General features: G+C 33.5%; 20 protein-coding genes. 13 read left to right on the plus strand and 7 right to left on the minus strand.

Features of this window, described 5'->3' with window-relative positions; genetic code table 11:
* Positions 1-86: 86 nt before the first annotated feature.
* Positions 87-356: a translation initiation factor gene (locus tag TY19_RS00575; protein ID WP_052354695.1), complete on the minus strand. Its 270-nt coding sequence runs from the start codon at positions 354-356 to the stop codon at positions 87-89.
* Between the two features lie 112 nt (positions 357-468).
* Here TY19_RS00575 and tsaA point away from each other — a divergent pair, with 112 nt between their 5' ends.
* The 7 genes from tsaA to TY19_RS00610 all read left to right on the plus strand — a co-directional run bounded on the left by tsaA (position 469) and on the right by TY19_RS00610 (position 9,099).
* Positions 469-1,293 (plus strand): tRNA (N6-threonylcarbamoyladenosine(37)-N6)-methyltransferase TrmO, encoded by an 825-nt coding sequence (gene tsaA, locus TY19_RS00580; RefSeq protein WP_042278896.1) that lies wholly within the window; start codon positions 469-471, stop codon positions 1,291-1,293.
* 176 nt (positions 1,294-1,469) lie between these two features.
* Positions 1,470-2,522 (plus strand): Fic family protein, encoded by a 1,053-nt coding sequence (locus TY19_RS00585; protein WP_042278898.1) that lies wholly within the window; start codon positions 1,470-1,472, stop codon positions 2,520-2,522.
* Between the two features lie 585 nt (positions 2,523-3,107).
* On the plus strand, positions 3,108-4,820 hold the full coding sequence (locus tag TY19_RS00590; RefSeq protein ID WP_042278901.1) for a protease-like activity factor CPAF: 1,713 nt from the start codon (positions 3,108-3,110) through the stop codon (positions 4,818-4,820).
* Positions 4,821-5,010: 190 nt separating this feature from the next.
* A complete protein-coding gene (locus tag TY19_RS00595) occupies positions 5,011-7,026 on the plus strand; it encodes a cation:proton antiporter domain-containing protein (RefSeq protein ID WP_042278903.1) in 2,016 nt (671 codons plus the stop codon).
* An 8-nt stretch (positions 7,027-7,034) separates the two neighbouring features.
* Entirely contained in the window at positions 7,035-7,976 is a 942-nt protein-coding gene (locus TY19_RS00600; protein WP_042278907.1) for a cation diffusion facilitator family transporter, read from the plus strand.
* Positions 7,977-8,072: 96 nt separating this feature from the next.
* Positions 8,073-8,573: a DUF2937 family protein gene (locus TY19_RS00605; RefSeq protein ID WP_158383079.1), complete on the plus strand. Its 501-nt coding sequence runs from the start codon at positions 8,073-8,075 to the stop codon at positions 8,571-8,573.
* On the plus strand, positions 8,542-9,099 hold the full coding sequence (locus tag TY19_RS00610; protein ID WP_052354696.1) for a DUF2878 domain-containing protein: 558 nt from the start codon (positions 8,542-8,544) through the stop codon (positions 9,097-9,099). Before TY19_RS00605 ends, TY19_RS00610 begins: the two co-directional genes overlap by 32 nt.
* 207 nt (positions 9,100-9,306) lie before the next feature.
* Here the strand turns inward: TY19_RS00610 and TY19_RS00615 are convergent, their stop codons facing one another.
* Both TY19_RS00615 and TY19_RS00620 read right to left on the minus strand, forming a co-directional pair.
* The gene (locus TY19_RS00615; RefSeq protein WP_226988447.1) at positions 9,307-11,436 is read right to left on the minus strand and encodes a hypothetical protein; all 2,130 of its coding nucleotides are present in this window, start codon (positions 11,434-11,436) and stop codon (positions 9,307-9,309) included.
* Positions 11,437-11,677: 241 nt separating this feature from the next.
* Positions 11,678-11,869 (minus strand): hypothetical protein, encoded by a 192-nt coding sequence (locus tag TY19_RS00620; RefSeq protein ID WP_042278914.1) that lies wholly within the window; start codon positions 11,867-11,869, stop codon positions 11,678-11,680.
* A gap of 273 nt (positions 11,870-12,142) precedes the next feature.
* Here TY19_RS00620 and TY19_RS00625 point away from each other — a divergent pair, with 273 nt between their 5' ends.
* The 3 genes from TY19_RS00625 (at position 12,143) to TY19_RS00635 (ending at position 15,862) form a co-directional block, all read left to right on the plus strand.
* Entirely contained in the window at positions 12,143-12,994 is an 852-nt protein-coding gene (locus tag TY19_RS00625) for a c-type cytochrome (protein WP_052354697.1), read from the plus strand.
* Positions 12,995-13,008: 14 nt separating this feature from the next.
* A complete protein-coding gene (locus TY19_RS00630; RefSeq protein ID WP_042278916.1) occupies positions 13,009-13,476 on the plus strand; it encodes a DoxX family protein in 468 nt (155 codons plus the stop codon).
* A gap of 571 nt (positions 13,477-14,047) precedes the next feature.
* Entirely contained in the window at positions 14,048-15,862 is a 1,815-nt protein-coding gene (locus tag TY19_RS00635) for a glycosyltransferase (RefSeq protein ID WP_042278918.1), read from the plus strand.
* A gap of 14 nt (positions 15,863-15,876) precedes the next feature.
* Here the strand turns inward: TY19_RS00635 and TY19_RS00640 are convergent, their stop codons facing one another.
* On the minus strand, positions 15,877-17,193 hold the full coding sequence (locus TY19_RS00640; RefSeq protein ID WP_052354698.1) for a glycosyltransferase: 1,317 nt from the start codon (positions 17,191-17,193) through the stop codon (positions 15,877-15,879).
* A 276-nt stretch (positions 17,194-17,469) separates the two neighbouring features.
* Between TY19_RS00640 and TY19_RS00645 the strand changes: the two genes are divergently transcribed.
* Positions 17,470-19,158, plus strand: coding sequence for a hypothetical protein (locus TY19_RS00645; RefSeq protein ID WP_042278920.1), 1,689 nt, complete (start codon positions 17,470-17,472; stop codon positions 19,156-19,158).
* Between the two features lie 75 nt (positions 19,159-19,233).
* Here TY19_RS00645 and TY19_RS00650 read toward each other — a convergent pair whose 3' ends face one another.
* The 3 genes from TY19_RS00650 to TY19_RS00660 all read right to left on the minus strand — a co-directional run bounded on the left by TY19_RS00650 (position 19,234) and on the right by TY19_RS00660 (position 22,266).
* The gene (locus TY19_RS00650) at positions 19,234-20,172 is read right to left on the minus strand and encodes a glycosyltransferase family 2 protein (protein WP_042278922.1); all 939 of its coding nucleotides are present in this window, start codon (positions 20,170-20,172) and stop codon (positions 19,234-19,236) included.
* 477 nt (positions 20,173-20,649) lie between these two features.
* Complete coding sequence (locus tag TY19_RS00655; RefSeq protein WP_226988448.1) at positions 20,650-21,627, minus strand: M48 family metallopeptidase; 978 nt, start codon at positions 21,625-21,627, stop codon at positions 20,650-20,652.
* Between the two features lie 33 nt (positions 21,628-21,660).
* Entirely contained in the window at positions 21,661-22,266 is a 606-nt protein-coding gene (locus TY19_RS00660) for a LemA family protein (protein WP_011175450.1), read from the minus strand.
* A 274-nt stretch (positions 22,267-22,540) separates the two neighbouring features.
* On the opposite strand from TY19_RS00660, the gene TY19_RS00665 reads away from it, so the two are divergent.
* Together TY19_RS00665 and TY19_RS00670 are read left to right on the plus strand one after the other, a co-directional pair.
* The gene (locus tag TY19_RS00665) at positions 22,541-24,820 is read left to right on the plus strand and encodes a hypothetical protein (protein WP_042278924.1); all 2,280 of its coding nucleotides are present in this window, start codon (positions 22,541-22,543) and stop codon (positions 24,818-24,820) included.
* 125 nt (positions 24,821-24,945) lie between these two features.
* A complete protein-coding gene (locus tag TY19_RS00670) occupies positions 24,946-26,259 on the plus strand; it encodes a YihY/virulence factor BrkB family protein (RefSeq protein WP_052354700.1) in 1,314 nt (437 codons plus the stop codon).
* Positions 26,260-26,488 lie beyond the last annotated feature (229 nt).

Consider the following 26,488-nt stretch of genomic DNA (forward strand, 5'->3'; position numbering starts at 1 on the left):
TTTAGTGATTTTATTTTTAGTGTATTCTCATAAAATTTATTTAAACATCAAACTCGGAAAAAAAGGTATTTATTTTTTTATTGTTTTTAACTCTTTTTTTGCTTGAGATGATCTTTGACTCTTTGCACATTATCTCCTTGCAATTCAATTTGATTAGATTTAACAGCACCACCACACCCAAATTTTTGTTTAAGCGTTGAACATAAAAATTTTAACTCTTCAGTTTGTAATGGAAGATTTAAAATAATAGTCACAATAGAAGATCCTCTTTTTTCTTTGATAACTTTTATAGGAAGTTTAGATTTAATGGCTGGCATTGGCTCAGGGATCCATTCGCCACCAATTGTAAAAGGCATGTTTTTCCTCTGGCAAAATCGTAAAAATTCAATAGAAATCAAAAATTGATTCATTTTAACAATGAATATGTGAAAATTAATACCAATTTTCTCCGTTTATTTGAAGGAAACAATGTTAGACGACAAAACACAATTTTTCATGAAGCCTATTGGTTATTTTCGAGCTGAGCAAATAAAAAAATATCAAGTTCCTAGACAAGCGCCTCTTTCTGACAACGAAGGGTTTATTGAATTACTTCCCCAGGTTCAATTTGAACAGGCCCTTACAGGTTTGGAAGGATTTGAAAGAATATGGATATTATTTCGATTTCATTTGCATACCCATTGGAAACCAAAAGTACTCCCTCCAAGAGGAGAGAAAAAACAAGGTGTTTTTGCAACGCGTTCTCCTCATCGCCCTAATTTAATAGGACTTTCTTGCGTCAAATTGAAAAAGATTTGCGGATTAAAACTTTATATTGTCAACCATGATTTGCTAGAAGGAACTCCTATTCTAGATATCAAGCCTTATCTTAACTATGCCGATTCTTTTCAATGCCAAAAACAGGGGTGGTTGGATGACCTTACTGCTGCTGACGAGGTATTTTCTATCCAATGGTCATCACAAGTTCTCGAACAGCTCCAATATCTAGAAAAAGAGTGGGATTGCTTTCTGCAAGCGAAGATCACATTGCGTTTACAAGTAAATCCTTTTCCTTCTTCCAATAATCGTATTAAACTTATTAAAGGTAACAATTATCAACTCGCTTATCAAACATGGCGGGTCAATTATTCAATTGATAATTCCATACTTCTTGTTTTTTCTCTTATCACAGGATATGACAAAGAAACATTAAGAGGGAATAGGCCTTCTCGATGGGAAGATGTTCCTATGCATCAAGCTTTTATACAAAGATTTGGGGGAATGAATAGCTGTGATAGCGAGGTTGCAACTTAACAAAGATAGCCCATCCTTTGCGATTGCTTTATTAAAACAAGATTTCCCTCTTTTAATTTCATTTGAATTCATCAATCCCTTTAACTTCCTTAATTTTTAAATAAAAGTAGAAAAATAGGGGAATCTATTTTATAAATAGGGTAAAAACTAGCTATTATTACCCCATTTATACATATATGCATTCATTATCCCTTAGTTATTTAAATTCGCTTCGCTTTTCAGAAGAACATCTGTCAACTTTGCGTTTACTTGGTGAATATCGAGGAAAGCAGGCTTTGTATTTCAAGCAATCCCCTGAGATTTTAAAAAATTTACAGCAAGTTGCCGCTATTGAGTCGAGTGAATCATCTAATCGATTAGAAGGAATTACAGCTCCGCATAATCGAATTGCTGATTTAGTGACTAAAAATAGCGCTCCCATTGATCGATCAGAACAAGAAATTGCCGGTTATCGTGACGCTTTGAATTTGATTCATCAATCTGGCCAATACATGCGTTTAACAAATAATGTAATTTTACAGTTACATAGTTGGCTTTATCGCTATCAATCCCAGAGTGGGGGACAGTGGAAAAAATTAGACAATCAAATTACAGAAATCCATTCAGATGGGACAAGACGTATACGCTTTAATCCAACATCTGCTTTTGAAACTCCATGTGCAATGCATGCATTAATTGAAGGATATGAAACAAACATTCAATCTATTCAAAAAGAGCCGTTGATTATTTTGCCTGTGACAATTTTAGATTTTTTATGCATCCATCCTTTTAGTGATGGAAATGGAAGAACAGCTCGATTACTCACTTTATTACTTTTATATCATTTTGATTATCAAGTAGGTCGTTATATTAGTTTAGAACGCATTTTTGAAGAGTCTAAAGAAAGTTATTATGCAACACTAGAAAAAAGTTCCAAAGGTTGGCATGAAGGAAAGCATGATGTGATGCCTTGGATGACATATTTTTGGGGAGTGCTTTTAAGAGCCTATAACGAATTTGAAGCTCGTGTAGGAACACTAAAAATTGGCCAAGGCAGCAAAAATGCTTATATTCGTCAAACTGCTGAAAGAATGATAGGTCCCTTTGCCATTTCGGATATTGAAAAGGCTTGTCCTGCTGTCAGTCGAGATACAATTCGCCTGGTTTTAAGACAACTAAGAGACGAAGGAATCATTATCCCTCAAGGTAAGGGACGGGGAGCAAAATGGAAACTTGCCAACTCTTCCTAATAAATAGAAGAACGAAGATCAACTAAAAAACATGGCACAATTACGAGTATACGAAATGATTTGTCCCTAAGCTTTTCTAAGTAAGTTCAATAACTGGAGCAACTCCAATCAAGGTTGCTTGTTGAAAACCTAATTAACATCTTTTGTGATTAAAGTAATTCCTACACAAACAACCAACAGGTTATCGGGCTTTACAAATGGATTGACAAGGATGAGGCAAGAAAGCAAAAGTTTTTTCCGCAAATGCCAGAATTGTTCCCTATGTTTTCATTTTTTATATATTAATGATTTTCCTGTATAAAATGTTTTTTAAGATGAAAAATCGTTTGATAAAATGAGATCGTTCGTTAAACATCAACCAAATAAATAATCAGGTATCCTTAGCCTATAAATACCTAAATAGTTTCAAAACATCAGCAATTATTTACCCAATGTTTGATTTTTTGTCTTAAAATTTATTATTAGTGATGAATAAATCTTTGTTCAATTATTTTATATTTTTGTGTAGTATTATTATGTGATTCATTGAATAGAATAAAAATATAGAAATAGGCCTTAATCTCTTTTAAACCAGAAAAGGTAGAAATGAATAATTTTTTTCTTAACACTTTCAGAAGTTGCGCCATTTTTGTTTTATTCTATGCTTCATTGAGCTTTGCCTCTACAGAGGATATAAAGAAAGGATCGATGATTGAAGATCTTAAAATGATTAAGCATGTCTTCGATGTAGGTTATGCTCCTTTGGAATGGAAAAAAAATTATACAGGATTGGATTTAGACGAGGAATTGAATAAATCAATTGATCTTATTTTATCGAATCCGACCCTGACCCATAAAGATTTTCAAAGAATTGTTAAAAATTTCTTGGCTTCAACCAAAGACTATCATGTTGATGTTATTTTTTTTTCCACAGAAACTGCCACCCTTCCTTTTGATGTTAAAGGAGTCAATAATCGTTATTTTATTACATGGATCGATGAATTAAAATTACCTCCTTCTACTTATACGATTAAAGTAGGAGATGAAATCATAGAATTTGATGGTCGCCCTTTAGGCGATGTGATCGAAGAGTTAAAACAACAGGGAAGTAAAAATTCTAATCCTCTAACAGATCAAGCATTGGCAGAAATTAAATTGACTAATCGATTAGGATGGCTTGGAGACATCATTCCTCAAGGACCTGTAACTATTAAAGTTCACTCTCGTTCAAAAGAAGTTCCTTTGAGCTACCAACTCATTTGGGATTATCGTCCCGAATTGATTTTTTCACCCTCTTTTTTCCTACAAACTGTGGAAAGTTTTTTTCCTAACAAAAAAATCAGTGTTAGAAGTCCTTGCATGACGATGATGAATTTGACGCATCGTAAAATGATGTCTGAAACAAAGCGGGATGGAACATTATGTGCTCGAAAAAGTTTTATTCCTACTTTAGGGCCCCGTGTTTGGATGTTTGATAAAATTGACAAAGAAAAAGAAATTTCCTGGTATGCCTATATTTATAAAATATCTGAAGAAGAAAAAATCGGATATATCCGCATTCCTCATTATATTGGTTATAAAGAAGAGAGTAAGGAGTTTGGAGAATTACTAAACTATCTAGAGCAAAAAACAGATGCTTTAGTGATCGATCAAGTGCATAATGGTGGTGGTTATGCTTCTTTCCAATATGAATTAGCTTCTATGCTTGCTTTAAATCCGCTTAAAACACCTAAACACCAAATGAAAATTACACAAAAAGATGTTTTGACTGCTTATCAAATTTTAGATGTAATTGAAAAAATTCAACAAGGAATAGATGATGAGGTAGAAGAAGGTCCTATTGATTATCAACATTTATTATTTCTCAAAGCTTTCTATGAATTTACAATCCAAGAATGGGACGGGCAGCGAACTTTAACCGATCCAACGCATCTAGAAGGGTGTGACTGGATTAATCCTCATTCTGATTATCGTTATACAAAGCCTATTTTAATGTTGATCAATGAACTCGACTTTTCAGGTGGCGACTTCATGCCAGCTATCATGCAAGATAATCAAAGAGCTGTTCTTTTTGGAACGCGTACATCTGGCGCAGGTGGATTTGTTTTACAGGCCAGTTTTCCAAATAATAATGGAATTGCTGCATTTTCCTATACTGGTTCTATTGCAGAAAGACCCGAAACTTTATTAAAAATAGAAAATTTGGGTGTCACTCCAGATATTGTTTATTCATTAACTGTTGATGATTTGCAAAATGGTTATCAAGGTTATAAAGCCGCAGTCAATGAAGCTATACAAGCATTGATTAAGAAAAAATAAACTTTTATAAGATTCAAATCTCCAAATTTTGAAAAGGTATTCAAAATTTGGAGCCCTAGAATTAATTTGATTAGAACGGCTTTTTGAAACTAGCAAAAAATCATTTCTTTCACTTCAATCTTTAATTTGCTAATTAAAACTCTCTGGCTTAAAAAACAAAGCTCCATTTGCAAGTAAAGTAGGATTCGATATGGAATTATTTCTATTTACAGATTTATTAATTCTGTTTGCTATATCGATTATTATCCTTCTAGTGGGTTATCGATTTAACATTCCTCCTGTTGTTTGTTTTCTTTTAACAGGTATGTTAGCAGGCCCGCACGGATTAGCCTTCGTGCAAGAAAGTAAAGATGTAGAAATGTTAGCTCAATTGGGAATCGTTCTCCTTTTGTTTGGAATTGGAATGGAGTTTTCCATTAAAAAACTTTTTCAGATTAGACGGCTCTTTTTTTTAGGAGGTTCTCTACAAGTTGGCTTAACCATTCTATTTACTTATATTTTAACCCATCTCATGCAATTGCCATGGAAAGAATCTATCTTTATCGGCTGTTTAATTTCTATGAGCAGCACAGCAATTGTTGTTAGACTTTTAGATCAAAAAGGGGAGAGCTTAAGTCCTCAGGGTAAACTTTCCATCTCGATTCTGATTTTTCAAGATTTGATTGCAATTCCAATGATTTTGTTTATTCCTATGCTTTCTGGAAATATGGAAGAAAAACAATTTCAAATAAAGTGGACAGTTTTTAAACCTTTTATGGTAGGAATGTCAATTTTAGTCGCTGTCTTTTTTAGTGCGCAACGGATCGTCCCTCGTTTATTACTACAAGTGGCGAGGACGCGAAATAAAGATCTCTTTTTATTAAGTGTATTAACTCTTTGCTTTGGTGTTGCATGGCTGACGTCAAGCTTAGGGCTTTCCTTAACGATCGGTGCATTTTTAGCTGGTTTAATTATTTCTGAATCAGAGTATAGCCATGAAGCTGTGGGTCATATCTTCCCTTTGCAAACGCTTTTCATTAGCTTCTTTTTTGTTTCCATAGGCATGTTGTTAAATACCGATTTTTTCATCCATCATTTATTTACTATTCTAGCTTTATCTACCCTCGTCATTTTTTTAAAAATTTTCGTGACAGGACTAACAACATTGATGATTGGATTACCCATGCGAACAGCTATTTTAACAGGTTTAATGCTAGGTCAGGTTGGAGAATTTTCTTTTGTCTTAGCAAACGCTGGAATGCCTTTTAGACTCCTAACAGATTATGAATACCAACTTTTTTTATCAATTTCACTTGTTTCTCTTGCTATTAGCCCAATTTTGATTTCTTTTTCTCCAAAAATTGTTAGTTTCATCTGTTCTTTACCTTTACCACAAAAATTGCTTTCAGGGCTAAGAGAACAACGAAAAAATGATGATAGGTCACTCAGTAATCACGTGATTATTGTTGGGTTTGGGATCAGTGGGAAAAATCTAGCGCGTTCAAGCAAATTAGCAAATATTCCTTATACAATATTAGAAATGAACCCAGATATTGTCAGGGAACAACGGACACTTAATGAATCAATTTATTTTGGTGATGCGACACATTTAACTGTCTTAAAGCACTCCCACATTCATAAAGCCAAAGCAATTGCTGTTTTAGTTAATGATCCTATTGCAGCAAGACGAATTGTTAAAATTGCACGAGAATCTAATCCAACCATTTACATTGTTGTAAGAACACGTTACATGCGAGAAATGCTGTTAATGCATAAATTAGGTGCTGATGAAGTAATTCCTGATGAATTGGGAACTTCTGTAGAAATTTTTTCTCGTGTATTAAAACAATATTACATCCCAGACGAAGAAATCCATCAACTTGTCACAGAGGTTCGAGCAGATGGATACAAAATGTTGCGCGATCAACAAGCCCCTTTAACGAATTTATCAGAAGTTAAGCTAAATTTATCAAACGTTGAAATGGGAACTTTCCGTTTACACGAAAATTCTCCCCTGGTTGGGATGCTTTTATCTGAATCAAATTTACGTAAAAAACACGGAATGACGGTTTTATTAATTAGGCGCGAAAAAACTGTTATTTCTAATCCCTCTCCGGATACTCAATTACTCGCTAATGATGTTTTAGTTGTCGTGGGTGAAAAGACGCCTTTAAAGCAAGCACTAGAATTATTTGGAAAATTAGAAAAACAATCGATTATTAATTAAAGGTTTTCATGGCAAAATTTCCCAAACCAATTTTTCTTCCAGCGGATGTTTATCTCAAAAGAGCTCAACGCAGTCAACTTATTCTTCGATCTGCTAAATTGGGAATAAAAATACGACTAGCTATTATTGTTTTTGAGCTTTTTGGTGTAGCGTTGATCAATAGCTCTACTCTTTTCTTAGATGCTATTTCCGGTTTAATGGATGTTCTATCGACTATTTTTTTGATTATATGCATAAAATTAGCTCGGAAACCACCTGATGAAGATCATCCTTTTGGACATGGTCGCTATGAACCTTTGGGTGGTCTTTTAATTGGCTTAATTTTAGTTTTTATTGGAGCCATTATGTTGTTCCAACAAGTCAATGGATTTATTCAGGAAGCTCCTCAACCTTTTTTACATCCCTGGGCTTGGATTTTTCCTGCTACAGCTATGATTCTTTTAGAAATTTGCTATCAGTTAATTTTTAGAACGGCAAAAAACGAAAATAGTCCAGCTCTTGCTGCAGACGCGGTCCATTATCGAATAGATGGGTTAACAAGCCTATTGGCAACTTTAACATTAATTGCAGCTGCCTTGGTTCCTGAATGGAGCGGAATCGTTGACCATATAGGAGCTATTTTGATTGCTTTATTTATGATAGGTCTTGGGGTTTTTGCTGCACGCGAAAACTTTAATCAACTAACAGATAAAGTCCCTAATCAAGAGTTTTTTAAAACCGTCGAAAAAGCTGCACATGAAGTAGAAGGAGTGCAAGCGACAGAAAAAATTCGCATTCAACTTTATGGTCCTGACGCACATGTGGATATCGATGTTGAAGTGGAACCAAAACTTACAGTTGATTTCGCACATCAAATTAGTCAACAAGTACGCGCAGCTATTCAAAAAGCTTGGCCAGCAGTTCGAGATGTGACTGTTCATATCGAACCTTACTATCCAGGGGATCATTAGATTGTGCCGGAGTTGAAAAATAATAAAAGAACTAGGCATGATGAAATAGACGAATTAGGTAATTTGATGAAATTTTGGCAAATCTTGGATAAGTTCTTGGATCGTTTTTTCGTTGTTTTAGGGGCATTTTTAGGAAGTCAAATCCCTGAATTTTTGCAACAATACGTGCAGCGGTTAGCGGGTCATGTTGATGAGTTGAAATATATCATTGATCAATTAAGCCAATTAGCTTTTGCCTCTAATAAATCTTTAGAACAATATATCCAAAAATTTGTTCATAGTAGTGATTTAGATTTCGTCAAACAAGGGGAGTTCATGCAGGCATTAGTCACTCGTTGGCAAAACCTCAATGATAGTCTAAGAAGTTTGGTTCAAAGCTCTTATTTTGAACGCCCATTTGTTTTTCTAAAAGAAATGAATTACCCTATTGCTCAAGAAACCTTTTATTCTTATCAAGCAGGTATTAATTTGACATTAGAAGGCTTGGGCTATACGGCAATCGGGATTATAGTAGGGATTTTATTGTATCAATTGATATCAAAAATTTTTAAATTTGGATCACAACGTGTTGCTTCCTTTTTTAGACCGCGCGATTAGCACCGCTCTATTTTATGGGGGATGGTGTTGGTGTTTAAATGATGCCGCACATAACCACACACATTATTATGGATTTTGGTTTGTTTTATTTATCATTATTTATCAAATTTATCGATCGAATTCTCGAAAAGCAGATTTTTTGTTGGTTTGTTTTATCTGTCTCTTAGGGCCTTTGTCAGATGCCTTATATGTTCAATTTGGTTTAATCAATTATCATCATTCTTTTCATTCAATCATTTGGCTTCCTCCCGTGTGGATTTTCTTACTTTGGGCTCTGGTAGCTGTTAACCTTCCTCTTTTTTCTTGGCTTAATCAAAGATGGGTATTGGCAGCAGTTTTAGGTGCTTTTGGTGGCCCTCTTAGTTATTTTTCGGCTATCCGCCTCGGAAGTATCAGCTTACTTAAGCCGCTACCTTTAACTTTGATGATTCTTGGAGGTGTATGGCTTATTCTTTTTCCTTGTTTACTATGGCTGAGTGATAAATTTAAACAGTGGTTTGCAGCAAGACATTCCGAACGCCCCTAGACGTGAACGAATGGAATCGATTAATCCAAGTTCTAAGAGTAAAATAAAGAAATTTTTTAATTGTTTTTTAGAAATTGGCTTTATTTGATAAAAAATCAGTGACTTGTAAGAATGTTTGAAAAACAGAACAAAAAATCTACATAAATAATCCTTCTAAAATATAGAGTCGATACTGTGTTAAGTATCGACTCCAAAAAAAGAAATTTCCTAATAATTAGGATTTCTAACATGCCCTTTTGGCCCACCTTGATCAATAAGTTGCTGCCAATAATTTTGCATATCATTTGAAAAGTATTTTTTAAGCTTTTGAAAAGGAACTGGCCATCTATGATGATGTTCAGTATCAATAAAAGCTAGCTTTCCATTTTTGCAAAAAGGGACATTAAAAGCATAAACAGAATCATACAGCCCTAAATCGTCAAAAACTTGATAAATTTGGTCTAATAATTTGCGAGTCATACGATGTTTATAGGCCTTTTCATTTTTGTCATGACTCAAAATACGCATATTTTCTGCGACTAAAATAAAATTTTTTCGCATGTATCTAGATGAATTAGGAGGAGAGGGATATTCTGGTAAAGGATAAATCCACTTCTTAGGAACACTGAAAGTGGCTTGTAAGTTATTATTAGTAATCCAGTTTCTTATCACTTTTGCCCCTTCAATGCGATGAACAAATTTATGCCACTCTGCCCGTACAACAAGATCGCTATCTGGAAATGCCTTGATAAAGTGGTGAGGTAAATCAGGGTGGGGAGATGCCATGATGCGGCTAGCACGTCCTTGTTGATAGCGTTTAAAACCAGCCTTTTTAAAAGTTTCTGGTGTTAAAATCACGCGAGTTGCCGAAAACATACGATCTAATTTAGGCTTAACTGGATGATTTTCTGGCAATAAATAGGGTCGCACGTGTTCCCAAATTTGATCTGGTACATAAGAAGATTTTTGATAAGCTTTGATTTCTATTAAAGGTAAAACTGGTGTTCGATGATAAATTTTATAGAGTTTAATTAGGCTATTGTCAAAAGTATCGTAAGAGTTAGAAATTTGGGGTAAAAAACTTTGAAAATATGGATAAGAAAGGGGTAATAACATTCTTTTAATAATTTGTTTACCATCTTCTTGTTCAACAACTTGCAAAACGTTACGTGGTTGAATAAGTTCCTCATCATAAACATGAATAAGGGAAGAAGGGACTGAATATTGTCCATTTTTCCGTGCAATAATACGATAGTATGCTAAAGATCCATCTACCAAAATTTTAGTTTCTTTAATAATTGCAACTAAGTTGTTATTAATTTCTATATCTGTGATTTTCCCGTCTTCCATTGCATTAATTTGCAAATTTGTATAAAGAGTAGGGATAAAATCTAGAGAGTTTGATCCGAAAACCAAATATTCAATAGCCGGATCATCAATAGATTCTCTCTCCCAACTTAGCTCAAAAAGCTGACCCTTTTTTTCAAATTCTACTAATGCAACTGGATCTGGTTTTTCAATGGTAAAGGCAAAAATTCTGGACCAAGCACCCCATTTACCATCAGAGAAGCCTTTAATTCGGAAATAATAAATGCTTCCCGCATTAAAAAATGTTTCAGTTGTCGGAGATAAAATGACTTCCGTTTTAAAAGGCTCAATTTGTTCAAAATTGGAGGGAATAAAATTAAAAGTAGGGTTAGGGGAAATTTGCCACCAAATTTTTTCTGCAGGCAATTCACCTAGATCCATCAAGTAAAAACAAGGAGAAGTAAAATCAAACACTTGAGATTGTATATCCTCAGGTACAGGGTCTTTTAAATCATCTTCATCAATATTAAATTGATTAAATCCGCTCTCTGGATCAAATATTTGTCCATATAAGCCACTTTCTTGCTCGACCAAAAAAGGTTCAGTAATCGAGAATTGAGCCAGTTTTATAATACTTTTTTCAAAGTCAACATCAGTATCATAAAGTGAATCTTTACTTCTTAAAGCTAAAAATGGATCGTCCATTAAATCTTCGGAAGAGGCTAGTGTTTGATTGTCTAAAGTTAGATAAACTTGTTTTTTTTCTAAATCAATGAAGATCCATTCATCGTCATAGCCAAAATCAAAGGCAAAAGCATTCTGTTTACTACTTAATCGTGTGCGAATGCCAAGTTGATGACAAAGTTTAATAAATTGATAAGCAAATTGTTCTTGTGAACAAATTTTCACAGAATTTAATAAGTCAAGAGGAGTGCTAGATAACTCTTTAGATTGATCGGTAATCTTTATAGAGGAATCCCAGATTTTAAAAAGTGCTAAAGCTGGATATTGTTCTTGAGAAATTTGACTCGCTAAATAATCCAACGTCATTTTTTTTTCTAGTTGAGGGAGAGCAATCACAACAAGCGGAAAGCTAACTATACCTAATAGAAAAATCAACGATTTATGCAAAAGTTTCACAGTAAAAACTCACTTTAAAATGTTTCGCTAAAGGCCCTCGTGCGGATTCAATCGCACATTTAAACTTTTTTGGCTGATTATCACCCCATAAAAATTAGGGGAATTGATTTAAGTAAGACTATCTTTACAAAATAAAGTGAATTTCGCAAATCTATTTTGTAAAAACTTGAACTAGCCAGCTAATCATAATAAAAGAAATCAAAACTAAAAGAGAGCTTAAAAAAGCAGCCGATAAGCTATTCCAAAAAGTATGAGATTCATTATAAAATAAGGTTGCACCTAAAACAAAAATCAAGAGGGAGGCGATGTAGCCAAATCGACGGATGGTTAAACTCGCAGACATACTTATATTCCTTTATCCGTAAATTGAATTTCAATTTTTCTTAAGCTTTGTTATTTAAATTGCAAAAAAAAGAATTTAAAAAAAAGCAATTATACTGCTCATTAAAAAAATGATGAATCTTTCTTGCCATTTTCTACAAAAAAGATTTAATAATTCAATCAACATGGGTTTAAACAAAAATATTGTCAAAACTTTTGATACTTAAAAATTTTATGGGTAAAAAAGTTATCAACTATTTTACTTACCTACATTAACCATACATTGCATATTAACATGATTAAATCTATCTCTTTCATCTTAGCAATTCTTTTAGGAATTGGCCTTTTCTGGGCTATTAAGCATAAAGCTCGTGAGATTGAATGTTATGATCGCTGCTCATTTAAACATGGACTTGCTTTGACTCAAGCTCATACAATTTATAGTGTAGATTTGCAAGATCCCGAACAAGCCCCTTTAGATATTCGAGATAGTGTCATGAGAGGATATCGACTCATCATGAATACACCACACTATGCACCTGAGTATGTGAAAAATCAACTTTCTTGTACAAACTGTCATTTTTTGGGGGGAGACACTTTAGGAGGAAAAAATGGCGGAATTGCATTGATCGGAGTCACAACCAGCTATCCTCGTTTTTCTAAACGGGACAATAGAGAAATCAGCATCGAAGAGCGTATTGACAACTGTTTTCAAAGAAGTATGAACGGAGTTTCTCTTCCTAAAAATTCTCAACATATGAAAGATATAGTCACTTATTTACAATGGATTTCGAAAGAAGTTGAACATATTAAAGATATTCCCTGGCTAGGTCTAAAATTCTTAAAAAGTGAATATAAAGGAAATTCTCAGAAAGGGGAAAAATTATATATTTCTTATTGTGCATCTTGTCATAAAGAAAATGGAGAGGGGGGAGCTACATTAACGGCATTAGAAGGAAAAAGCATTCCACCTTTATGGGGTCCTCATTCATTTAATGATGGAGCTGGAATGACGCGATTAGATATGCTTTCTTCATTTATTTATTGGAACATGCCTTATCAAGATGCTTCTTTACCAGAAGACGAAGCAATTGACATTGCTGCGTATATTATTAAGCAAAAGAGACCTCAATTTCAAAGATCTTAACTCAGTGGATACGTATGTTTAAAAAACGAGCTAAAGCCTACCAAAAGCTTATCACCTTTGCAACGAATTTAAAATCTCCGATTCTAATGCTTTGTCGGCTATATTGGGGAACGTTATTTTTGTTAGCAGGATGGGGAAAATTAACTCATATGGATCCCTTTGTCAGTTTATTAACCCAATTTGATTTCCCAGCTCCTTATTTTTTTGCTTATTTGGCTGCTTGTACGGAATTTTTTGGAGGGATTTGCTTAATCTTAGGATTGGCTTCTCGAGTTGCTGCAATTCCTTTAATCATCACTATGTTAATAGCTTATGCAACTGCACATCAGGAATCGTTAAAAACTATCTTTAGAAATCCAACTGAATTTGTAGCTGAAAGTCCTTTCAACTTTCTTCTCATCTCTTTATTTGTTTTTGCTTTTGGCCCAGGTCGCTTTTCAATTGATTATTTAATTGAAAAATACCTTCTTGAAAATAAGTAATTGTCAAACGCACCTTTATTAAATAGCACTTAATAATTAAGTAGATGAATTTGGAAGTAATAAGGTTTTCGAATTTTTCAAAAATTTCGCTTGCATAAGGTTTTATTGAAAATGCGGGAATCCTTATTTGCCTAATTTTTTTAAAAAAATTGAACTTCAAAAATAGTCATGCTAATTTTGAAGTTGTTTCTGATTGATAAAAATTTCTTTCTTTTAAATCGATAGATTATGGGAATAGCGTATAGAATCTTGTTAGCTTACTTGGCTTTTCAAAATCACAAGCTTCAAGCAATTGTTTTACTTTAGCGGTATGAATTATATCCAAAAATTTTTCAATATTAATAGCAGAAATCCCAAGTAGACTAAAATTATTTTTTATTAATAAATACCAAACCTAAATTTTTTACTTAGTTATAATTTAAAAAATAAAAAACAAGGAGCGAGAAAAGAAGGGAATAAAAGTTAAATTTTATGCGCTAATCAATTAAACAATTGATTAAGGCAAATCTAAATTTTCTGCATTAAATAGCTTTATGTTATTTTCCAATATTCCATATTACAAAGAACCATCATGAAAATATTTCATCATTCCAAGCGCATTTTTATTTTGTTAAAAGACTGTATTTATCCTCTTTTCAATTACTTAAGACAAGGATATCGATCAAATTTGCTCAAAGTTCATTGGGCAAGTTTTGCAAGACACAGCTTCCGTCATCTTCAATCATTAGGAGCAGCTTTAAATAAAGAGTGTCGTGATTTAGGAGATTTACAGGGCCCTCGAATAAAAAAGCTTCGCCAATTGACTATTGGTCTGCATACTTTAATGTCTTCCTCTGAGCCTTCATTTTCTTATTCAATTTTAATTCCTGTTTCAGGTTCGCTAAGAAGAAATTGTTTTTGCAAAGCTCTTTTTTCTGCTTTACAACAAACAGCGCCTAACTTCGAAATTTTGGTTGGTTATAACAAGGAGCAACAAACTAAAGAAATTGAGACGCTAATTAAAGAATATCAAGATGGATATCCTCAATTAATTAAAACATTTTCATTTTCTGATCATTCTCTAACGCAGATTTTAAACTCTCTAGCGCAATTTGCTGAAGGGGATTTTCTTTTTATTTTAGATCCTGAAGATTGGATTCGACCAGATTTTTTCTTCCGGTGCGAACAATTTTTAAGACTCATAAAAGAAAAGGAGAATGGGTGTATTTATACAGATGAATATGAAATCACCGAAAACGATGATCCCATTCCAGGGAGGCTCTTTTCTAAACCAAACGAATTAGTTTTCCCTTATCTTTTTCATCAAGCTTTAGGGAGAAGTGTCTTAATTCCACGTCAATTATGGAATAGAGCTGGAGGAATGGAAGAAATTAATAAAGAGGAATTATATTGGGATTTGGCTTTAAGATTAGATTTAGCTGGGGCAAAATTCTACCACCTACCTTTTTATTTATATGCGAAACGTTGTTTAAATCCCCACTTTCAACCAAAAGAAGCATCTCTTTTATTTGTCAAACAATTAGAAAAATATAGCTTAGCAAAAAAATTAACATGGTCATGGGGTAAAGGATTAATTTCCCAAACCTACCGAGCTATTCCAGCTTTAAACGCTGTTCCAAAAGTTCAAGTAATCATCCCTTTTAAAAATCAAAAAATTCTGACTTTAAAAACGATCCATAGTATTTTGAAACAAAAAAATGTTCAAGTCTTTGTGACAGCTATTGATAACGACAGTCAAGATGAAACAATTGCTTCAGAAATTCGAAAATTGGGTAGTGAAGTAATTATTGTTAAAGAACCTTTCAACTATTCAAGATTAAATAATATTGCTGTTGAAAGAACTATTTATGCCAAGAATTGCGATTATCTTCTCTTTCTTAATAATGACGTAGAACTTGAAGAAGATGCTTTAGAGGAAATGTGCCGATGGATTGATCAACCTATGATTGGAATGGTGGGATGTCAATTGCATTATCCTAATGGGTTATTGCAGCATGGGGGAATTGACATTAAACGCGATGCACCAGCTAATCAATTAATGTGGATTAATTCAGAAAAACTTGCTCCAAAAACGAATCAAAAAATGACAAAGATTATTCGCTTAGTAGATGCTGTCACCGCAGCTTGCTCACTAATGAAAAAAACTTTATTTATTGAAGTCGGAGGATTTGATGAAATATGGTATCCAATTGCTTACAGCGATACTAATTTAGCAACTAAAGTTAAATCTAAAGGTTTTTATTGTTTATATACTCCTTATGCAAAAGGAATCCACCACGAAAGTGCTTCACGTAAATTTGAAAATATTGAAGATGTGGAAATGTCTAGCTGGCTTGATAAGCAATTTTTTGAAAATTATTCGCTGCAGAAACAATCAAAAATTTAATTATTCATTCTTTTCTATCTCCATTTATTGAACATTTTTCTTAAAATAATTTTGGCTGTATTTTTAAAGCCTTTTTCATAAACTTGATGGATAACAAAAGTTGTCAATATTTTGATCACTTCAAAATTCATGGATGAATTAGGCGTCTTATCAAAATTCGCTATCATATGGTTGATCGGTTCAATAATTTTGTTCCAATAAAACAAAGGACGAATAGATGTTAATTGGTTTTGAAATTCGGCGATTAAATCTGGATGATCAACCATTAAGTTAATGGCATTTATTAAAGATTCTTCATCATTATAAGGAATTGTAATTCCCAGTTTATTTTGTTCAATCAATTCCGCAAAAGAGTCACCTTCGGTCGCTAAAATGGGAAGTCCAGTCCAAATATAATCTAACATTCTTGTTCGAAAAGAATATCGGGTTTCTAAATGGTCAAAGTGAGTAGAAACACCTATTGTGGCGTCCAAAAAACTATTATGTCTTTCGTTATAAGGAATCCAGTCATGGTTAAAAAATACATGACGATCTAAAATATTTAATTCTTCAGCAAGTTTAATAGCTTTTGAAGCCATCTCCATTTCAGGAACTGAAGGATCCGGATTCTTAATTCCCAGGAAAACAAGCTTGATATCCGATCTTGTCATGCTAAGTTTTTTGACAGCTTTGATAAGGGTTAATGGGTCAAACCAATTCCAAATTCCTCCTCCCCATAAAAGAATTTTATCTTTAGAATCAAAAGAATATTTTTCTTTAAGCCCTGGCCCATCCTTTTTAGCTATTTTGTTTGGAAGGCCAAAAGGGACGACATCAATAAATTGCCTTAAGCTTTTATCTTGATCATAGCGAGGAAGTGTAATTAATTTTTGGCTTAGTAAAAACCCTATCCACAAATCTCTTTGTTTTTCGCTTGCACAAAGAATTCCGTCGGTCATTTTAAAGTTAAAAATAAGTTGATTAAGAGAGGAGTTTAAACTTTCTTTTCTTTTGGCAACCCTATCGTTTTTAAAAAGTTCTAAAATTTCTAGGGGTAGGGGATCATAAGCATCGATAATAATTTTAATTCCGTTTTTTTTAGCATGCCATGCCATGGATAGAGTTAAATTTTGTGCGATTAATATTTTTGCCTTTTTAATCCACAGCTTTAATTCAGAGCTTTGTTTTGCAATAATTTGAAATCCTTCTCCTTTCATTTCTGTTTGATTAGGAATAACTAAAATAACATGATGAGATGAGCTTAAAGCTTTTGCAATCTCCCAGCAACGAATTGCAGGCCCTGCCATTTTTGAATGAACCACATTGGGTGTGTAAATGAGAATTGTTGACATGGCTTTAAACCCTTAAATTTTCATCACAGATTATAAAAAATTTGATATTTTGACAAATTCTACTCATATATAAACAAAAACATTTTTTATTTTTAATTTAAGATTTTGTAAAAATTTGATTAAAAGCATTGTTTAAGCGAATTTTTTCTAGATAAATTATAAGATGTGATTTATGATTACATTTTAGTTTTATAAATAATAATTATAAAATTGATCTAAATCATCATATCACATGTTTTATACAGAAATGATGAAAATTTCTTAGAAGGTAATTTAATGATACCCAGCGCATCACTATCAAACTTAGAAAATTTTAGTTTTACAGCATATTTTACAAAACAAATGGCGAATATTAACCATTCGTTTGTATTAGGTTCTGTTAGTTCTCGAATTATTGGTTTTGTTGCCATCCCATTTACATCTTTAGCAGATGCTTTCGCGCACGCCTGTTTGACAACAAGTAAATTTGCAATTGGAATAGTCATTTCTCCCTATAATATTACAGCTAGCTTGTTTTTTCCGGATAAAGTCGCATCAACAGATTTAGAATTATCCTCTGCATTAATTCATTTGATAAGAGTCATTGAAAGTGTTGTGACTGGCATTTTGCTTCCATTTGTTTGTTTATTAAATCCTGAACGTGCCAATCAATTCATGAGTCAAAGGCTTCCTAAAAATAAAGAGTCAGTTCAGCCATTTTCAAGGCTATCTCGTCACTCTTCGTATAAGGAATATTGGCCTGAAACAACAACCGTAAAAAGGGGTAAAAAGGCACAGTCTCCCTCTTTAAGAGCTTTAGATTCAACTCCTGGTTTTATAGAGAGCAATATGCCACCTAATTTGATTACTGAAAAACCCGCAGTAAATTCGCAAGCAAAAGCTCCCAGTTCAGGAACAACGCCATTTAGAGCTTCTGTGAAATCGCAGCCTACTGTTTCAACACCTCTGAGCAGCACTTCATTTATTCCACCCGCACCTGTAGATGCACCACCACCGCCGCCTCCTCCTCCTCCTTCTCTCTCTTCTTTTTCTTCTCAAATATCCGTGTCGACTCTGCAAGCGACAGCAAATAATCTGTCAAAGTCAACTCCCATTGATGGCATTAGCATTAATAGACGCCCTCTTAATCAAACTCCATCTGCCCAAAATTCATTCATAGCCTCACTTAAAGAGGCTATGAATAAAAAACGTTCTAGCCTTCCAGCATATTCAACAACACCGCCATCAACCCCTTCAAGGATAAATTCGGCAAGACCCCAATTTACTAAACCAAATCCAGCAAATATTTTAAATCCCCATTTATTGCTACTTAATGATACTAACCCCCATGTACAAAGAAGATTAACAGAGCAAATTTCTAAAGTTTTAGAGATATCGACATTTAAATTAAAAAAATATGATGATTGTGAATTGGTACAAACCTTGAAAAAAGATGTCATATGGAAAGATTATCTGGAAAGCTCAGATGAAGAGGAAAATAAAATTGAAACTCTTGTATCTTATTTTCAAGAACTGGAAAGTTTAAATGATAGTAAACGTGAAGCTGCTGCAAAACTAAGAAAATCTACCTCTGCTATCATCATAACAAGAAGCCCTATAAAAACAAAAAGTGCAACACTAGCAGGAGCAACTAAAAAACCAGTCACACCAAGTAAAAATTGCGAGCTGGAAAAACTTAAAATTGAAACGTTAAATCAATTAAGATTCAAAGATGGAACTTACAACTGCCCGGTTTTAGTTGGTAGGAGGTTAGCTACTTTAAATTTCAACATTGCTAAACATAACAATGAGATGTCCAGAAATATAATAAAACTTATAAATTATCAAGATTTTACTGAACGATATGAGGCTTTAGTTGAAAAAATAATAGGGGCTACTTCTGAATCTATATTGGAAAGTGTTGCCATGAAAAATGAAATTGGTTTAATTGCTCAGGTTGTAAATGAAGTTAAAGAACTTCGATAACATTTCATCCTATAGGCCATGTTTTAGTTAATATCGCCTATAAGCAAATTTAAATTTTATTTCTCTATGAAATTATCAATATTGACAAAGAAATGTTTTCAAAAATCGCAGAAACCCTTGTTTATAAAATTGATATTTTAGAGTTTGAAGTTTTTGCTTGACATACGGTAATGTCCTTAACTTTGCGTAAGACTGCAATATATTTCTATTCTTCTCGTTCAGTAATAGTTTATACCGCTCTAACATCATTTCTGCGTGATGATAGGAGAAAAGTGCTGCATCTTCCTTTTTATTTTTTTCCTTAGAATTTTGAGTAAAATAGTTTAAAATACTGTTTTGTTTAGCTCCAGTATCGTTTGAAACATGCTGCCGGTACAGTAGCGTAGGCTGCTCAATATTTCCGATCACTCCAAAACAAGAGGCTACTAAAGCTAGCCACCAATCATGCATTGCAACATTTTCAGGAATGGGTTTTGCGAGATCAACTAAAGATCGATTTATCATCGAAGTGCATCCTGTCACGTTATTTTGAATTAAAAGACGATTTAAGCTCGTCAAATGAGGATTCAAACGTGTATACTTCCAAAATGAGGGATGGATAATAGATAAATCTTTTGATGCAACGACTAAGTCTGAATGAATAAGAAGGGGAGTCGCATGCCCGTGCTTTTTTTCTAATTCTTGCATCTTTTTTAGACTCCATTCTAATTTATGCGGAAGCCATTTGTCGTCTTGATCAGCAAAACAAATGTAAGGAGCCTGCGCATAATCTAAAAGGCATGAAAAATTTTGAGTAATCCCTAAATTTTTATCGCTCAAAATCAAAGTAATTTTTTGAGGGTAGGCTAGTGCCCATTGATTTAATAATTGCCCTGTTTGATCGGAAGAATTGTCGTCTCTTATCCACAAATGAAAATTTTGATAAGATTGCTCTATAATCGAACTAATTTGCTCGTCAATATAGCTAGAGCCTTGATAAGTAGCTAGCAAAATGTCAATTTTAGGGCCATTCATTTCAAAATCCTGAAAAATTTTTAAATTTAAGATCTAATTTATATCATTAAATTTCAAATTATCAAAAAATTTTCTATGTTTTAGCAGAAAAATTTCATAATCACGTTAATGGCGATAGTGGTTACATGAATGGCATTAAAAGGTTAAAAAAAACTTTTCAAAATTTTATTCTGTGCTTATTCGAAACTCCACATTTTTTCTCAGAAAAAAGTAATGAGAATAATTTGCTCCCATTTTTTACAAAATAAAGGAAAGTAAACGAATTATGAACAAACAGTTTAAGCTTAGTAAAAAAATTTTAGTTGAACAGCTTTTTTGACACGTAATATCACCTCATTTATTTGCTTATTAAAGCCAAAATACCTAAATGAGGATGCAAGCTTCTAAGCATTTTAATTTTTTCCTTTGATAGTTTAGATGCCTTAGTAAAATTTCGTGAAATTTAATTAAGTGCAGGGGAGGGCAATGCAAACATCATTATTCTTGATTAAGATCCACGTATTTATGACCTTCAATCGCTGCAATACGATCTTCAATTGGAGGATGACTCGCGAATAAACGCTGCCAAAAAGAGGTATGCTCATTAAAGTATAAATGAGCAAAAGGTTTTCCACTTTTTGGCATATCAGAAAGTTTATAGTCTTGGATCTTCTTTAAAGCATTAGAGATTCCTACAGGATTGCGTGTATATTGGACAGAACTTGCATCCGCTAAATACTCCCTTTGGCGACTCACCATAGCTTGAAGAATAGAGCCAAAAAACCACATGAATGCTCCTACTAACGTGAAAATCATACCTATCGCTGCAACAGGATTACCACTTTTACGTTCTTCCTTATCATCTCTTCTTGCATAAGGAGCGGTTTGTAACATTCTAAGTCCAATATAAGAGACAATAAAGAATCCCATAATCATAGCCGCAACACGCATTCCAATCAGCATATCTCGATTATATATATGCCCGAATTCATGAGCTAAAACTCCTTGCAATTCATCTCGATTCAAAGCTAATAAGCATCCTTGTGTGACAGTTATAGCTGCATTATCGTACGAAGTTCCTGCCGCAAAAGCATTGATTTCTTGAGCTTCTAAAATGTACACAGGAGGAATAGGTAAAGAAGTGGCCAAAGCAATTTCTTCTACGATATTCAATAATTGCCTTTCTTTACCATCACGCGTATTCTGGTCGACAAGTTTCGCACCTAAAGACTCTGCTACGTAACTACCACCATTTTGCAAATAATTCATATAATTGAATCCGGCCACACAAAAAATAACACTTAAAAATCCTAAGCCTACATAAGGAAAATCAGTATGGTAACCATCTTGTGCAAAGCCTCTCATCAATATTTCTGCAAGGGTTGCTGAGATAAAAGTAAGAATAAAGAAAATCACTAAATAAAGAGTTGTTTTTGTCTTTGCTTCACGTTGAGCTTCCCAAAAGTTCATGGCCATCACTGAATCCTTCTATTTCTTAAAATAAGTTGCTTAATCAAAAGATATTTTTGGAGCTAGTTTAGCTTTTTGATCATCAATTTGAAATAATTCCACTGAATGATGCCCAAATATTGTAACAAATAATACTGCGGGGAATTCTTGCTGAGCTGTGTTATAAAGCATGACATTATCATTGTAAGCTTGACGAGCAAAGGCAACTTTATTTTCTGTTGAGCTTAATTCTTCTTGAAGCTGTTGCATATTCTCACTTGCTTTTAGTTGTGGATAATTTTCTGCAAGAGCCATAATATTTGTAACAGCACCTCTAACCGCCGCATCAGCTGTAACTAATTTTTTAACAGCACTGGCAGAACTCTCAGTGGGACCGCCACTTTGGGTAATTTGACCGCGTGCAGCTTGAGCTTGATTGCGCGCACTAATTACAGCTTCTAGTGTGTTTTTTTCATAACTCATATATCCTTTAACAGCTTCCACTAAATTGGGAATTAAATCATAGCGACGTTGTAGTTGAACATCAATCTGGCCCCAGGCATTGTTGACTTGATTACGTAAACGAACGAGAGTATTGTAAACTCCCATACCCCATAAAAAAACTACAATGACGATTCCCAATAAAATTAAAAGTGCTGTAGCCATAAAAAAACTCCTTTCGAGGTCAATTTCGTTAATTTAAATTTATTTCCTAATCATAGACTTTTATTTTTTTTAACGCATCTAGAGACAAATAAATTAACTCCCTATAAAAGGAACATAACATATATTATCAGACGTTGATGATTGTTCTAAAGAGCTTTAAATTTAATACTAATATTAATAATAATTAAAGTATTCTTTTTAAATAATCTTTGCATTGACTTTAAAAAAAAGTTTTTATAATTTTTTATTTTACTTATTATTCAAGGGGCCAAAAATGAAAATTCATGGATTAATTCCTTTAAAAATTTGGATGAACCAAATCCAAAACGATATTGCTAATGGGAATTTAGCTAAAGCAAATTTAAAAATGCTTGTACTACCCATTTTCGAAGCTGCTGGATGTATTTGTGTAATAGGAAATATTCTTTTTAAATCAATACAAAATGAAGAATTTAAAAGAAATCCGGAACCTTTTTATCGTCTTTTAGGGAAAGCAGGATTGTTGGCTTTTAATATTTTATTCGGCCCTTATTATATGCAAAGAAATCCCAAAGCATGTTATCAATATCACGTTTATACTGGATTAATCTCTGATAATCGAATTGTACCGTCGAGCAATTCAGCTTCACTTTCTTCACCAATATGTATTCCTAGATCTTCATCTTCATCCTCTATTATGTCCACAAGATCTGAAAAACAAATTCCACGTAACTCAATAAAGCCACGTAACTCAATAAAGCAAGGTTCAATCGCTGTTACTTCGCCTGATTCTACTGATATGCAACAATTTACGATGCCAACAGTTAATCCAACCACAGAAAGATTGTCAGCTAAAAATTCTACTCCTCATTCAATAAATGCTATTTCAATAGAAATACCACAAGTTTTGCCTACTGCAACGCCAGCTCAAGCAAATCAACCTAACTCAGAAAGCGTTGAATTACCCAATATTACATCTGTAACAACTCTACACCAACAGGTTTCTCCAACAACTCCTCGAAATTATCTTGAAGAAACATCTTCTGTGATAGCTAAAAAAGAAGGTGTGAGAGTCGAAAATCTAGTTGATAATTCCCAAACAGAAACAAAATCTATCCCTTCAATTCCAGAGGCACTGAAAGAACCTGCTACTGTAACGGAGACATGTTTGTCAAATGCTAATTTGAGCCCAAAATTTCCTTTACATCAAGCTACAGAAGCGCCTGCTATAAAAAAAGTTAGGCCAATCACGACGACTTCATCCAATGATCAAACTTCTAAACAGGTGACGGAAGATTCTTCTCAAGTGACTGCTTCTACCCCTTCCACCACCTCATCTGTCAATCTTAAGCCTATAAGTTCGGATTTTTTTGATTTGCCAAGCTTTTTTTGGGATTCAAAATTACCTTTCGTTAGTACTGCTACCAAGACGTTCATTGAAACTCCTATTTTTTCTACCCCTCAAAAAGATAAAATAAAATCTAAAACGAAAAGACCCCCTTCAAGCCCAGAAAAAGGAACTGAATTAAAGACCGTATTAAAAACCGAAGAAGATAAAGTCATAGAAATTCAAAATTCTATCAACTGGTCATTGCGTTGGCTAACATCATTAAAAATTGATCCTACACTACGCTTTCAGTTAAAAGTTAAATCTACCGCTATTCAAACGAAAGATTATGGAAAAATTTCGAAACGAGTTTTAGAATTTAAAAATTTGGAAAAACCAACTGATATAACAGTTATAAAAGGAAAATTCCTGGAATTAATTCAATCTAGTAATTTTAGCAAATCTGTATTGGATCAATGCTCTTATGATCAACTTAAGAACTTGTATGAAAATTTAAACATTATCAAAAATCACATAGATGATTCTAGATTAATTATTCCAAAGTTATGTCAAGATTTAGAAAATCGTATGATCGATAAAACAATTCAAAAATTTGCAAGTAGCGATACTCTTAACTTTCAATTACATCGTTTAATCTCTTCAATGTTGTCTAGACTTTACCCTTTACAAGGTGTTCCAGAAGGAAGATCTGAGGGCCCAAGCCAACGTCTAATGCGGCAAAATAATCCATCTAACACCCTAGATAAATTAGACGAATTTTTTTATCAAGACGTTGATCCATCCTCTTTTACTATTTTTGAATCTTATGCCATCCTTAAAAGAATTTTGATGCAAATATCAGGGCCAAATGATGAGGACAGTCAATTTAAACATATTATAGCCATTTTTAGTGATCTTAGAGATGCAACATCTAAAGATGCGTTCATTAATAAAGTGATAGAGATTTCAGATTTGACAAAGCGTGCCTTTGTCATAGATCTTCTTTCTTTGCTTTATGGAACGTTGCAACAAGTTTGGTTGCCAGAAGAGGAAGAGAAATTAAAAAAAGACGTTCATAATCCTGACGTCCAGCGCAATACGGCTAATGCAATGTTAACAGGAGGAATGATTATCGCTTCATTATTTTGTCCAACTCATTCCTACATAGTGTCACATGATATTTTAATTGATGTATTACTCGACTACCCTACGCAATTTAAACGACTTAAAGCATCTTTTTCCATATAAACTGTTTATTAAGCGAATAGAAGTTTATTTCTATTCGCTTAATATTAGGGAATCTTCGAAAAGTTTATTGACAAAGTCCTTATTGCATGTAATGTTAGAATCCTAATTTTAATATTAAAAAATTTATGACTGATAGTCAACAGCACATACATTCAAGTTCTTCTCCTGAAAAATTTATCTCTCCTTCCTTTTTTAAAAGGTGTTTTCGCGTTTTAGTTAATACCTGTAAAGGATTTATTGATGATGATTGTTATGCTAAAGCTTCTGCTTTGACATTTTATACTTTATTATCAGTTGTTCCTGTTTTGGCGGTTTTATTTGGAATTGCTAAAGGATTTGGATTTGAAAAAGCTTTAGAATCAGAGCTTAACCAACAATTTCTTGAACAAAAAGAGCTTGTCGAAAAAGTGATCGAATTTGCTTATACATGGTTAAAAACTGTTCAAGGTGGTGTCATAGCAGGGATTGGAACTTTAACCTTACTTTGGACTGTTTTTGGGCTTTTGAATAATATTGAAATGGCTCTGAACGCCATTTGGAAAACTAGGCACACACGTCCCTATAGCCGAAAAATTAGCGACTACTTAGCAGCTATGCTTGTGGCCCCTCTTTTTCTCGTCACTTCAAGTAGTATAAATGTTTTTATCAATACACAAATCACTCAAACAGCGCATAATAATATTATCGTAGAAGCACTTAGTCCGTTTCTTTTTTATCTTTTAAAGCTTTTCCCCTATTTTTTGGGCTGGCTCCTCTTTACTTTTGTCTATTTATTCATGCCTAATACAAAAGTTTATTTAAGATCCGCTTTGATTGCAGGTATTGTCGCAGGAACAGCTTTTCAAATTTGGCAATGGATTTACATTAAATTCCAAATTGGGGTTGCTAGCTATGGAGCTATTTACGGAAGCTTTGCAGCTTTACCCTTATTTTTAATTTGGCTCCAATTTAGCTGGAATATTTTGCTAGCTGGCGCTGAAATGGCCTTTGAAATTGAAAATGATTTATTTCTTCCTGCAAGGCGTCTCACTCCCCTTTCTAATAAAGCTATTGCTTTACTCATTACTTATCGATGTGTTGAAGCTTTTGTAAAAAATGAAATGCCTTTAACTGATCGAGCTTTATCCCATGAATTAGGCATGTCACTTAATCACTTACAACTTGTTTTGGAGGCTTTACAGAGCGATCGCATTTTATCTGCAATCTCTTTTCATGATAAAACAATTGGTTATCAACCGGCACGAGCAGTGGAAAGTATTACAACGAAAAAAGTTTGCGATGCCATAGACAAGAGTGAAAGGTTAATGGCCTCAGTACGCCCTTCCCCTCAAATGGATAGGATTAATAGTTTTTTAAAATTGATTGATGAATCCATAGAAAACGCTACTGATAACCAATCACTTTATACCTACGTTTCTCAAAAGGTTGATATTAATTAAACCTAATCGTGATGTATAGATTAAAGTTTTAATTTTTACTCATTTACAGTTATGAATAAGTTTTTCAATTTGTACTACATAACATGAAGTTGGTTTTAAATTTTTCTGAAAGACCATGCAAATAAAGTTGATGTGCTCGAAAAACTAACTATTCTTAATATTTTTTTGTAAATTCTCATTATCAATAAAGATATAATCAAGAAATTTTATTAACAAATTTTCTAATCTT

Source organism: Candidatus Protochlamydia sp. R18, from assembly GCF_000648255.1.
GTDB classification, from domain to species: Bacteria; Chlamydiota; Chlamydiia; order Chlamydiales; family Parachlamydiaceae; genus Protochlamydia; species Protochlamydia amoebophila.